Source organism: Campylobacter showae, from assembly GCF_900573985.1.
GTDB classification, from domain to species: Bacteria; Campylobacterota; Campylobacteria; order Campylobacterales; family Campylobacteraceae; genus Campylobacter_A; species Campylobacter_A showae_E.
The window spans coordinates 2,063,914-2,075,910 of sequence record NZ_UWOK01000001.1 but is presented as its reverse complement, the minus strand read 5'-3'; the positions used below and the strand labels follow the sequence as shown (position 1 = coordinate 2,075,910).

Below are 11,997 nucleotides of genomic sequence, written 5' to 3'. Positions count from 1 at the left end.
CATGAAAAATCTAGTCATTTTTCTAGTCGTCTTAGGCGTTATCGGCGGTATCGCCATGAAGTACATCAACGCCTTTCCCGTACTCGACGAGACGGTCAAGGAGAAGTGGGCTCAGGTGCAAAACCAATACAAACGCCGCGCCGATCTTATCCCAAATTTAGTAAAAACGGTTCAGGGCTATGCCAGCCACGAGGAGAGCGTGTTTAAAGAAGTAACCGAAGCTAGAAGCAAAGCTTCTCGTATGACGATCGACGTTAGCTCGGTAGATGATCCTGCTAAGCTAAAAGAGTTTGAAAACGCTCAAAAAACTCTAGGCGGCGCGCTATCTAGGCTAATGGCCATCACCGAGAACTACCCTCAGCTAAAAGCCGATCAAAATTTCCTCTCCCTGCAAAGTCAGCTTGAAGGTACGGAAAATCGCATAGCGGTCGCTAGAAAGGACTATATCGCAGCGGTCAAGGACTATAACATCGCCCTTCGCAAGATACCGGATAAGTTTATAGCCGCGATTTTTTATCCAGAGCTAAAACCGCGCGTAACGTTTGAAGCAAACGAAGCCGAACAAAGCGTGCCGGACGTGTCTTTCGCCAAATAACCCAACCAAGGTACAAAAATGAAACGCATTTTATCTACTTTATTTTGCGTTTTTACGCTTTTAGGACTTACGGCTATAAATTTATCGGCAGCAGACAGTGCTACCGAACAAAATAAAACCGCAAAAGAAACTCCTACTCAAACATCAAACGAAAAGAGTTCAAATTTCCCTGCCTTAACCGGCAGGGTAGTAGATCAGGCAAGAGTACTAAGCCAGAGCACAAAAGACGAACTAGAAACATTACTAGCTACTCATGAAAACAACACCACTAATCAAGTCGTAGTAGCTACTATAGAATCTCTAGGTAACGCTCAAATAGAAGAGTACTCCATAGAACTAGCTAGACGTTGGGGTATAGGACAAAAAGGTAAAGACAACGGAGTAGTATTAGTAGTAGCTCCAAACGACAAACAAGTACGCATAGAGGTAGGATACGGTCTAGAAGGTACTCTAACAGACGCTCTTAGTAGTAGTATCATAAACTACTACATAATCCCAGAGTTTAAAAAAGGCGATATCCAAAACGGTATAAACATAGGCATACAAAAGATCATTGCATTGCTTGACGGGGATGAGAGCGTGAAGGAGGAGATAGAAGCTAAGGGCGACTATGATATGCCAATAGAGGTCTACGGGATAATGGGCGGTATTGCGGCAATAATCGCATCGGCTTTTTTAGGCGATATGATCATGAATATCGGCCTTAGCGTCATGGTCGCTAGTATCATCGGCCTTCTTGTAAATTTATGCTTCGGTATCGAGGATATCATAGCTCAACTAGCCGTAGTACTCGGGATCGCCTTGGGATTTTTCTATCTTGTTAAAGACGTGAAGGTTGGTAGCGGAGGCAGTCGAAGCTCTGGGTCGAGCGGCTCCAGTAGTAGCTCTAGCGGAGGAGGTAGCAGAAGCTCCGGAGGCGGATTTAGCGGAGGGGGCGGAAGCTTTGGCGGAGGTGGAGCTAGCGGCAGGTGGTAGATTGTCGCTTTAAATTTAGCGTTAAATTTGAGGTTTGCTAAATTTGACGCTTTTGCTTTGTAAATTTGATTTAAAGCCGCGAGTCGGTAGTTAAATTTGACCCGATACGCCGTCAAATTTACAGGCTTTTTTGGACGCCATAGATAAGGTATAAAGATGAAACGCATTTTAACTAATATTTTATATACCGTTATTGCGCTGGTTTTGGGGCTTTTGTTGTTAGTCCCCTCTGATGAGACGCAAGAGCCTCAAAAAAACTCCGAGCAGTTGCATTCTGTTACGTTAATGGATAAAACAGCCGGCCAGGTAGATGCCCCTGGTGCGGTCGCCAAAGATGAAAACGTATCGCAAAAAATCGCCGAACAGCTAAATTTTCCCGCTTTAACGGGCAGAGTCGTAGATCAGGCGGGCATACTTAGTACCGCCGTCAAAGAGGAGCTAGAAAGTGCGCTAGCCGCCCACGAAAACAACACGACTAATCAGGTCGTAATAGTTACCATAAAAACTCTCGGCGGAGCGAATATTAGCGATTATTCTTTAAAGCTGGGCAGATACTGGGGCATCGGACAAAAAGATAAAAATAACGGCGTGTTGCTAGTGGTAGCTCCAAACGATAGGCGGGTGCGTATCGAGGTCGGATACGGCTTAGAGGGCACGATAACGGACTCTTTCTGCGAAGCCATCATCGATAACTACATCGTTCCCGAGTTTAAAAAAGGCGACATAGAAGGCGGCATAAAGATAGGCACGCAAAAGATCCTTGCGCTGCTTGATGGCGATGAAGCCGTCAAAAAGGATATAGAAAAATTAAGCGAATTCCCGATAGAAGGCTACGTGATGTTATTTAGCGCGCTGCTGATATTTGCTCGAAATATGTTCGGCATAATCGGTCAAGTGTGCGCCATCATCGGGGTTAGCGTCTTTGTGGGCGGCGCTATCTCGCTTTGGATAGCGCCAAAATTGGGCATTGAGGATTTCGCCGCCAGAGGCGGGATAACGGCTGCGCTTTCTGCGATACTTTTGGGTCTAGCTTTAAGAAATATACTAGCCAAAGACAAAGAAAACTTCAGCGACGAGGGCATCGAAGACAACGAATACGAGGGTCCGGACGGAGACGATGGGGGTGGTAAAGGCTTTAAAGGCGGCGGCGGAAGCTTTGGCGGAGGCGGAGCTAGCGGCAAGTGGTAGCCGCGGTTTTAAAATTTGACGTTAAAATTTAACCTTTTAAATTCGGCGCTTAAATTTACTTTTGTTATGCGTAAATTTGTGGTAAAATTTAAGACGCATGCTTGCTTGGCTCAAATTTAACGCCTAGCAATGCAAATAACCCAACCAAGGTACAAAAATGAAACGCATTTTATCTACTTTATTTTGCGTTTTTACGCTTTTAGGACTTACGGCTATAAATTTATCGGCAGCAGACAGTGCTACCGAACAAAATAAAACCGCAAAAGAAACTCCTACTCAAACATCAAACGAAAAGAGTTCAAATTTCCCTGCCTTAACCGGCAGGGTAGTAGATCAGGCAAGAGTACTAAGCCAGAGCACAAAAGACGAACTAGAAACATTACTAGCTACTCATGAAAACAACACCACTAATCAAGTCGTAGTAGCTACTATAGAATCTCTAGGTAACGCTCAAATAGAAGAGTACTCCATAGAACTAGCTAGACGTTGGGGTATAGGACAAAAAGGTAAAGACAACGGAGTAGTATTAGTAGTAGCTCCAAACGACAAACAAGTACGCATAGAGGTAGGATACGGTCTAGAAGGTACTCTAACAGACGCTCTTAGTAGTAGTATCATAAACTACTACATAATCCCAGAGTTTAAAAAAGGCGATATCCAAAACGGTATAAACATAGGCATACAAAAGATCATTGCATTGCTTGACGGGGATGAGAGCGTGAAGGAGGAGATAGAAAAGCAAGATGAGACGCCTATGGAGGCTTACGGGATAGTAGCGGGCATGGTGATGGTATTTGCTTCGGCTATTTTCGGCGCGGCAGCTTTACGAATCGGAGCTAGCGCGACGCTATCAGGCTTTATCTCGGGCGTAGTCGCAGGGACGTTTGGTATCGAGGATCTGCTTGTTAGAGGCGCGATATTACTCGTTCTTTTCATGCTACTTTTTTATCTAATGCGAAATATGAAAACCGGCGGTAGAGGCTTGTACGGCGGTGGCAGCTCTGGAGGCGGTTACGGCGGAGGCGGATTTAGCGGAGGAGGCAGAAGCTCAGGAGGAGGCTTTAGTGGAGGGGGCGGAGGCTTTGGCGGAGGCGGAGCTAGCGGCAGGTGGTAGCTGCTTTTAAATTTAGCGTCAAATTTAAGTAATTTAAAAAAATAATCAAATTTAGCGCGACCTCGATAAAGCGTGACTTTAATTTGTCATTGAGCGTAAAATAAAAATAGGAGTAAAAATGCAAGGCGATCAAAAAATGAAAGAAATTTTTTCGCGTTTAGACCCAAATAAGGCGACTCAAGAAGAGATAGAAAATTTTATGCGCGATTTGCTGGAAAACTATGTGCTAGAGGTTGCAGGCGAAAAATTCGCTTTTGCAGAGATCGAAATTTATACGAGTGCGGATAAAAACACCTACAAACGAGTGTCGAGCGCCGGCGACATATTTTTTCATAACTTTGGTTTCGATATCTGTTTTGAGAGCTCGAAAGAGGACTACGGCGGCGTGCTCGTGCGCTCGCTTTGGCCGCTCGGGCAAGCCGAGCCGATAGTGGGCCCGTGCAGATGTGCGAACGCGATTTTAAATATATCCGAACCGAATTTAAATTTTTGCCTTTTGGATGCCAAGGATCCGCAAGAAGCGTCGGAAAATTTTAGCCTCAGAGTGCGCAGAGTCAGTCTTGATGCAGACGGCGAGGCAATAAACGAGCCTAGGCGACTCACTTCGCGTGAATTTGAAAGATGGCTAGACTCGGGCGAAAAAGAAGCTGAAAAATACAAAAAAACTATAAATAAATACAAAGACAAAGCGAAAAACGAAAAATCAACGCCAAATCAGGCGAATTAGTAAATTTGCTTTTTATGCACTTAAAATTTGAAATTTAAGCTATGCTGTCAAAAATACGTGCAAATTTTACCCGCCGCGCTCAAATTTGCATGCCCACTATTAAATTTGCACCCAAATCCAAGCTCAAATTTCCCCCAAAATCTTTTTATAGTTGCTAAAAATCGGCGAATCCTCGCCAAAATACAAACTCATCGCGCGCACGTAGCGATCGAGTGGATTTTGGATGCGATTTAGCGCCAGGCGCTCGCGAAACGGCAGGTCGTAGCTGCTTAAAATCACGCTAAAAGGCACGGGAAAATCGGTGCCAAAAAGGATTTTGTCGTGGATTTGCGTTTGGGTTTTGAGGTGCGGCAGGATGCGGGCCTTGTTTATGCAAAGCAGCGCCGAAACGTCGGCGTAAAGCCCGTCAAATCCGCGCAGCCAGCCAAGTAGCGTGAAGTAATTTGCGCCGAATTTTTCCGGGTCCCTAGAAAGCGCCGTGAAAGCGCCGTCGCTTGAGGCGCCCATGTGAGCGCAGACGATACGGCAACCAAGATTTAGCGGGGATTTTAGCTGCTCGATGCTCTCAAGCGCCTTGTTTGACGCCAGCGAGTTTTCGTCGCCCACGTGGATCACTAGCGGCAGCCCAAGCTCGCTAAGTAGCCTAAAATAGGGCTCATATCGCTTGTCGTTTAGATCCGTCTCCCAGTACGAGTGCAGCAGCTTGCCGCCCTTAAAGCCCATTTTGTGGTACTTTTCGATCAAATTTAGCGCGTCTTTGCGGTTTGGATTTACGCTAAAAAACGGCACGACCTCGTTTGGATTTTGCTCGTAAAAGGCAAAAACATCCTCGTTTGTGGCGCAGACGGTTTTGTCCTTGTGTACGAGATTTCCGCTCTCGTCAAATTTCGCATCGACGCCGAAAACCACGGACTTTTGGACGAAATTTGAGCTTTTAATCAGCCGCGCGAAGTTGCTTTTGTAGCCTTCAAAACCGTTTTTTATAAGCTCGCTCCTGTTTATGTCGAATTTTTTGGCAAAAAACGCAAGCGCTAGTTTGTCGTAAAATCGGTCGAATTTCACGTCCGCGCTAAGCAAATGCGAGTGGATATCGACGGTTTTTATCTGCATTAAATTTGCGTTTTGCAAGCCGCTAAGTTCGCTCTCCCGCACGGCGATTTCGTTAAATTTACCCCGCGAAAACCCGCTCGAATTTGCTTCGTTTGCGGTTAAATTTACGCTCGTTTCGGCAAATTTATCTTTGGCGTAAATTTGATCCGCCGCGTTTTGGTAAAACCCGAGCGTTTCTGACGCGGTCGTCTCGCTTGCTCTTAGATTTGAGCTTAAATTTACCCGCGCGTTTTGCTCGGTTAAATTCGCGCGAGTTAAATTTGCCTCCGTTTTGCGAGCTACTAAGCCAAAGCTTGCGGCGTTTGTTCGGGCCGAGTTTGCCGCCGTTTTTCCGCCTCTCAAATTTACACCAAAACCAAAAGCTCCCAAACCCTCGCCTGCGCTATAAAAACCATCTCGAAACATCGTTTCTCCTTTTTAAAATTTGGCGAAATCATAGCCTAAATTTTAAAAAGTGTCAAGTGGCGCTTTACGCTTTATGATTTTCTAAGCTAAATTTGCGTAAGATTTCGTCAAATTTAACGAAAGGAAAGAGATGAGCTACAAGATGAGCGAGCTTTGCGAACTATCGCAAACGCCCAAATCAACGATACTCTTTTACGTCAAAGAGGGGCTTTTGCCCGAGCCCGTGAAGGTAAAAGATAACGTCCATCAGTACGGCGAGGATACGCTTTTGATGCTAAATTTCATCAAATACGTCCAAAGCAACTTCCACCTAAGCCTAAAGGAGGTAAAGGCGCTCACGCAGCAAAAGGGCTTTAGCTTTAAGCGTTGCTACGAGGCGCTTTTTGATTCGCTCGATACCTTTATGGGGTCAAATTTCGCCCAGACGCTAAGCGCCGAGCAGGCGTGCGATAGGCTGGGTATCAGCCAGGCCGAGCTAGATAAGTTTATCAAGGAGGGATTTATCTTTATGCGAGGCGGCAAGCTAACCGAAAAGGAGGTCGAGATCCTGCAAATCGTGCTAGAGACCCAAAATAGCGAGCGCGGGCGGGAAATTTTACAGACCTATATAAATTTAGCCAAGCAAACGGCAAAAATCGAAGCCGAATGCGCACGCGAAATTTACGCGAAAGCAAAGGACAAAAACGCGGCTTTAAAGCTCGTTTTCGACAATATCTTGATCCTAAAACCATATATCTTAAATTTTCACACCTTCGATGCCTACAAAAAGGAGAACAAATGAAAGGCGTTTTTTCGGTTAGGGGCTTTTTGCCCTTTTTGGTCGTTATGTTTATCAACGCGGTCGTCGATCTTGGCCACAAGATCACGATCCAAAACATACTTTTTAAGAGCATCGAGGATGAAAATTTACAGATCATCCTGACCTCGCTCGTAAATTTACTGATCTTGCTTCCATACATCATGCTTTTTAGCGTTTCGGGCTTTTTAAACGATAAATTTTCGCGCACCCGCATCACGAGATACGCGGCGGCGAGCGAAATTTTACTCACGCTTTTTATCACTATAAGCTACCTTTGCGGCTGGTTTTACGTGGCGTTTGGCACGACGCTGCTGCTAGCGGTGCAAAGCGCGGTGTATAGCCCGGCTAAATACGGCCTGATTAAAAAAATCACGGGCGCAGAAAAGCTTGGCGCTGCAAACGGTATCGTGCAGGCCTTTACTATCGTGGCGATTTTGCTTGGGTCGTTTGTCTTTTCGGCGATTTTTGAGAGCTACGCCGTAGCGAGCACGGACGCTGGAGAGATGATAAAATCAGTCTGGTTTATAGGCGCGATACTTTTTGTTTGCTCGGTAGCCGAGACTATTTTTACGTTTAAGATTCCATTTTTCGAGGCGACTGACGCCGGGCTTAAATTTGACGCGAAAAAGTACTTTAAACTAGGCTACCTAAAAGAAAACACTAGGCACATCTTTAACAACAAAAACGCCTTTTTATGTACGCTGGGGCTTTCGGTTTTCTGGGCGGTAGCGCAGCTGGTTATCGCCGTTTTCCCCGCTCACTACAAGGCTATGAGCGCGGATAACAACGTCATGATCGTGCAGGCGATTTTAGCCGTTAGCACCATAGGTCTGGTCGCGGGCTCGGCGCTAGCGGGCAGCTACTCGAAAAATCACATCGAGATGGGCATTGTGCCTTTTGGGGCGCTTGGGCTTTTTGCTTCGCTACTTATGTTCGCGCAGGGCTCAAGTGCTGCGTTTATGACGCTGGCATCCTTTTTGTTCGGTTTTAGCGGCGGCATTTTCATCGTGCCGCTAAACGCAAATATCCAGTTTTTCACGTCCGAAGAGCAGATGGGCCGCACGCTAGCGGGCAGTAACTTTATCCAAAACATCTTTATGGCGGCGTTTTTGCTGCTTGCGATGGCGTTTAGTATATTTGCCGTTAGTACGCCCGAAATTTTCGTCATTACTTCTTTTGGCGTGCTTATCTGCGCGCTGGTAGCGATAAAGTACCTGCCGCATCTTTTTGCGCGTTTGCTTATCATGCCGTTTTTTAGGATCGGTTACACGATCAACGTCGACGGCGTCGAGAATATCCCGCAAAAAGGCGGCGTACTGCTGCTTGGCAACCACATGAGCTGGATAGACTGGGCGGTGCTGCAGATGGCCTCTCCGCGCCCGATCAGATTTGCGATGCATAAGAGCTTTTATGAAATTTGGTACCTAAAATGGCTATTAAATTTATTTGACGTGATCCCGATAGGCGCGGGCGCTAGCAAAAGCGCGCTAGAAAAGATCCGCGAGTGCCTAGACGCGGGCGACGTGGTGGCGCTGTTTCCGGAAGGGCATATCAGTTATAACGGCCAGATAGACGAGTTTGCGCACGGTTACGAGATAGCCGCAAGCGATACGAACTCCGTCATCGTGCCATTTTATCTGCGCGGCCTTTGGGGTTCGAGCTTCTCGCGCGCTCAAAAATACTACCAAAGAATCAGCCGCAAAATAGACGGCAAGCGCGCTATCAGGGTGAGCTTCGGCGCGCCTTTGGCACCTGAGACCAAAGCCCCGCAGGTGCGCGAAAAGGTCGTCGAGCTGTCGTTTTTTAGCTGGGCGGAGTATCTAAAAACTCTAGAGCCTATGCAGTTTAGCTGGCTAAAACACGCTAAAGCAAATCTGTTTAAACGCTCGATGGTAGATAGCACGGGCGCTGATCTAAACAATCTCAAGGTTATCGCGACGGTGCTTGTGTTTTTGTCTAAATTTAAATTCTCGTTTTTAAAAGAGCGAAACGTCGGCGTGATACTGCCTTCCTCGGTGATGGGCAGCATTATAAATTTGATGCTATTTATCAGAGGCAAGGTAAGCGTAAATCTAAACTACACGCTTAGCGAGCAAAATTTGATCGGCTGCGCGGACAAGGCTGGGTTAAGAAGCATAATCACGTCGCGCCAGTTTATCGCCAAGCTAAAGGCTCGCGGCTTTGAGCTGGAAGAATCTCTAAAAGGCAGACTCGTCTATCTTGAAGACGTCGCGCAAGGCATAAGCAAGGCTGATAAAATTTGCGCGATGATAAAGGCGATTTTGATGCCGCGCTGGCTGCTTGAGCTTATTTATTTTCGCGACGTTCGCATCGACGACGATGCTACGATACTCTTTAGCAGCGGCAGCGAAGGCACGCCAAAGGGCATCGTGCTAACGCATAAAAACATAATGGCTAACATCAAGCAAATTTCAGAGATTGTAAATACGGACGGCAACGACGTTATCTTAGCGTCGCTACCGATATTTCACTCGTTCGGGCTTACTGCGGCGACCTTTTTCCCGCTTAGCGAGGGTATCGCCTCCGCTCACGTGCCTGATCCCACGGACGCCTTTGCCGTGGGTAAGATGGTTGCTAAATACCACGCGACGATAATGTTTGGCACGTCGACGTTTTTTAGGCTCTATACCAAAAACAAAAAGCTAAATCCGCTGATGTTTTCTACGATCCGCTACGCGATTGCCGGCGCGGAGAAGCTAAACGCGGCCGTTAAGCGCGAGTTTAAGATGAAATTCGGTGTCGAAATTTACGAAGGCTACGGCACGACCGAGACCTCGCCAGTTGTCAGCGTAAATACCGCAAACGTGCTAGAGCCCGAGTTTTTTAAAGAGCTCATTTTCTCAAAAGAGGGCAGCGTGGGGTTACCGACGGCCGGCACGATAATAAGAATCTGCGATCCTACAAGCCTAGCAAAGCTAGAAAACGGGCAAGCCGGCCTCATCCTAATTGGCGGCCATCAGGTGATGAAGGGCTACTACGAGGACGAGGAGCGCACGAAAGAGGCGATCGTCGAGCTAGACGGTGTGCGCTACTATAACAGCGGCGACATCGGCTTTTTGGACGAGGCGGGTTTCCTAACGATCACCGATAGGCTCTCTCGCTTTGCTAAAATCGGCGGCGAGATGATAAGCCTAGGCGCGGTAGAGGCTCAAATTTCAGCCGTGCTGGGCGATGAGGCGACCTTTGTGTGCACCAACGTCGCCGACGAGAAAAAGGGCGAGCAGGTCGTTATGCTATTTAGCGGCGAGATAGGCGAGGAGGACGTGGCCGCGCGCATCAGAGCTTCTGCGATACCGTCCATCATGCAGCCTTCAAAGATTTTTAAAGTCGAGGCCGTACCTGTGCTAGGAACGGGCAAAGTTGACTTTAAATCAAGTAAAAAACTAGCGGCCCAGCTGGTTGCTGGCGAGGGAAATTTAGGCGAGGCGGAGGAAGCTTAAATTTGAGCGGTAAATTTAGGGCGGCGAAATTTGACGCTCGTAAATTTGCAAATTTGACGAAACGGGCTTAAATTTACGAGTTAAATTTAAGCCTGCCAAAGCTAGCGAAGCGATGTAAATTTGACTCCGTAAGCGAGTCAAATTTACACCAAATCCCTGCTGCTAAAGATAAAATACCCCCCGACAAGCATAATCGCGCCTAAAATCAGCGGATAAAAAATCGAGTAAATCACAAATCCAAACGCGCTAAAGTTGTTTAGCACGAAATTTGACGCCACGCCGATAACGGCCAAATTTGGATCAAATAGGCTAATCGCCGCGATCCTAAAAACCTCGATCGGGTTAATGAGCGCGATAAAAAAGATGATATCCTCGCGTACGTTAGTTTTCATCAAAAAGCCGATCAGCGCGAGATCCAAAAACGCCAGCAAGATAAGCCAGAGTAAAAACGCGACGCCTTGACCCATTTCTTGATTTTTGATCACCGAGGAGATGAGAAATCCAAACGACAAAAACACGAAGCTAAGCGCGAAAAGTAGGGCGGTGTAGAGGGTTAGGATATTCCACGGGATTTCGATTTTTTTAACTAGCCCAGCAATCACCGCAATGGCAAAAGAGAGCAAAAGCGGCACGAAAATAACGAAAATACGCCCCAAAGCCTTACCGAAATAATATTCGCCCAGGCTAACGGGAAAGCTAAGCATGTATTCGAGCAAATTCGTATCGCGGTCTGCGCTGATGCTGCGTACGGTCGAGATGAGGATAAAAATGGGCACGATGATGATGCAAATTTGGATAAAAAGCAGCAAAAGCCGCGTAAGTCCGCTAAATCCGAGCACCCGCGAGTCCGTCACGCCGCTAAAGATAAAAGTAACGATAAGCCCCATAAAAACTAGCATGTAGATGAGAAACCAGCGCGAGCGTAGCGACTCGGCGACGTCTAGTTTGGCGATGAGTAGGAGGTTATTCACGGTCGTCTCCTTGTGTGATCGGCTCGTCTTTTATGATCTGCCCCAGGTCCATCTCGACGTAGCGGTTTGACATACTCTGAACCTCATCAAGCCTGTGCGAGATGAAAACCAGAGTCTTTTCGCTTGCGAACTCGCCTAGTAAATCCATAAAATTTCGCCTGGCTTTCGGGTCTAAATTTGCCGTGGGCTCGTCAAACATCATAGCTTCGGTGTTTTTAGCAAAGGCGATTGCGATTAGCATTTTTTGCTTCATACCGCCTGAGAGTTTGTAAAAGGGCTTGTGAAAATTTCCTTTTAGATCAAGCTCCATTTTCTCGCAAAATTTCTCTATGTTTTCCTGCGCGACGCCCGAGCTTTTGCAGACGAACTCGCAAAGCTCTTTTAGGTTAAATTTAAGCGGCGGCGGCGTTTGCGGAACGAAAGATATCACGCTAAGGGCTTCTTTGCGCGCGGTAAATGGGTCAAAGCCGTTTACTCGCACCTCGCCGCTGTTTGGCTTAAATTCGCCCAGGATTATGCGCATCAGCGAGCTTTTGCCGGCGCCGTTTTGCCCGAGCACGACCGTTTTTTGCCCCTTTTTTATGTTTAAATTTACGTTTTGCAGTATCTTTTGCGAGCCAAAAGCCTTGGTGATGTCTTTTAAGATTATCAA

Annotated in this window: 10 protein-coding genes; 7 read left to right on the top strand and 3 right to left on the bottom strand. The window is 46.8% G+C overall.

All coding sequences use genetic code 11. The features are described from left to right. The first annotated feature begins 1 nt into the window (after position 1). The 5 genes from EE116_RS10410 (at position 2) to EE116_RS10390 (ending at position 4,599) form a co-directional block, all read left to right on the top strand. Positions 2–595 (top strand): LemA family protein, encoded by a 594-nt coding sequence (locus tag EE116_RS10410; protein WP_122874352.1) that lies wholly within the window; start codon positions 2–4, stop codon positions 593–595. Positions 596–613: 18 nt separating this feature from the next. Further along, complete coding sequence (locus EE116_RS10405) at positions 614–1,570, top strand: TPM domain-containing protein (RefSeq protein WP_122874351.1); 957 nt, start codon at positions 614–616, stop codon at positions 1,568–1,570. A gap of 156 nt (positions 1,571–1,726) precedes the next feature. Continuing rightward, positions 1,727–2,758, top strand: coding sequence for a TPM domain-containing protein (locus EE116_RS10400; RefSeq protein WP_122874350.1), 1,032 nt, complete (start codon positions 1,727–1,729; stop codon positions 2,756–2,758). 157 nt (positions 2,759–2,915) lie between these two features. Beyond that, positions 2,916–3,872, top strand: coding sequence for a TPM domain-containing protein (locus EE116_RS10395; RefSeq protein ID WP_122874349.1), 957 nt, complete (start codon positions 2,916–2,918; stop codon positions 3,870–3,872). A gap of 118 nt (positions 3,873–3,990) precedes the next feature. After that, positions 3,991–4,599, top strand: a complete 609-nt coding sequence (locus EE116_RS10390) for a sulfate ABC transporter ATP-binding protein (RefSeq protein ID WP_122874348.1) — start codon at positions 3,991–3,993, stop codon at positions 4,597–4,599. A gap of 123 nt (positions 4,600–4,722) precedes the next feature. Here the strand turns inward: EE116_RS10390 and EE116_RS10385 are convergent, their stop codons facing one another. Then, on the bottom strand, positions 4,723–6,114 hold the full coding sequence (locus EE116_RS10385) for an amidohydrolase family protein (RefSeq protein WP_122874347.1): 1,392 nt from the start codon (positions 6,112–6,114) through the stop codon (positions 4,723–4,725). Positions 6,115–6,244: 130 nt separating this feature from the next. On the opposite strand from EE116_RS10385, the gene EE116_RS10380 reads away from it, so the two are divergent. Both EE116_RS10380 and EE116_RS10375 read left to right on the top strand, forming a co-directional pair. After that, complete coding sequence (locus EE116_RS10380) at positions 6,245–6,895, top strand: MerR family transcriptional regulator (RefSeq protein ID WP_122874346.1); 651 nt, start codon at positions 6,245–6,247, stop codon at positions 6,893–6,895. Then, on the top strand, positions 6,892–10,374 hold the full coding sequence (locus tag EE116_RS10375; protein ID WP_122874345.1) for an acyl-[ACP]--phospholipid O-acyltransferase: 3,483 nt from the start codon (positions 6,892–6,894) through the stop codon (positions 10,372–10,374). Before EE116_RS10380 ends, EE116_RS10375 begins: the two co-directional genes overlap by 4 nt. Before the next feature lie 143 nt (positions 10,375–10,517). Here EE116_RS10375 and EE116_RS10370 read toward each other — a convergent pair whose 3' ends face one another. Together EE116_RS10370 and EE116_RS10365 are read right to left on the bottom strand one after the other, a co-directional pair. Beyond that, positions 10,518–11,345, bottom strand: a complete 828-nt coding sequence (locus EE116_RS10370; protein WP_122874344.1) for an ABC transporter permease — start codon at positions 11,343–11,345, stop codon at positions 10,518–10,520. Further along, entirely contained in the window at positions 11,338–11,997 is a 660-nt protein-coding gene (locus tag EE116_RS10365; protein WP_122874343.1) for an ABC transporter ATP-binding protein, read from the bottom strand. Before EE116_RS10365 ends, EE116_RS10370 begins: the two co-directional genes overlap by 8 nt.

What these genes read in the sequence shown, in the direction of transcription:
- EE116_RS10385 (WP_122874347.1), bottom strand. Translation starts at nt 6,114, where the DNA reads ATGTTTCGAGATGGTTTTTATAGCGCAGGCGAGGGTTTGGGAGCTTTT.
- EE116_RS10395 (WP_122874349.1), top strand. Translation starts at nt 2,916, where the DNA reads ATGAAACGCATTTTATCTACTTTATTTTGCGTTTTTACGCTTTTAGGA.
- EE116_RS10390 (WP_122874348.1), top strand. Translation starts at nt 3,991, where the DNA reads ATGCAAGGCGATCAAAAAATGAAAGAAATTTTTTCGCGTTTAGACCCA.
- EE116_RS10405 (WP_122874351.1), top strand. Translation starts at nt 614, where the DNA reads ATGAAACGCATTTTATCTACTTTATTTTGCGTTTTTACGCTTTTAGGA.
- EE116_RS10375 (WP_122874345.1), top strand. Translation starts at nt 6,892, where the DNA reads ATGAAAGGCGTTTTTTCGGTTAGGGGCTTTTTGCCCTTTTTGGTCGTT.
- EE116_RS10410 (WP_122874352.1), top strand. Translation starts at nt 2, where the DNA reads ATGAAAAATCTAGTCATTTTTCTAGTCGTCTTAGGCGTTATCGGCGGT.
- EE116_RS10380 (WP_122874346.1), top strand. Translation starts at nt 6,245, where the DNA reads ATGAGCTACAAGATGAGCGAGCTTTGCGAACTATCGCAAACGCCCAAA.
- EE116_RS10400 (WP_122874350.1), top strand. Translation starts at nt 1,727, where the DNA reads ATGAAACGCATTTTAACTAATATTTTATATACCGTTATTGCGCTGGTT.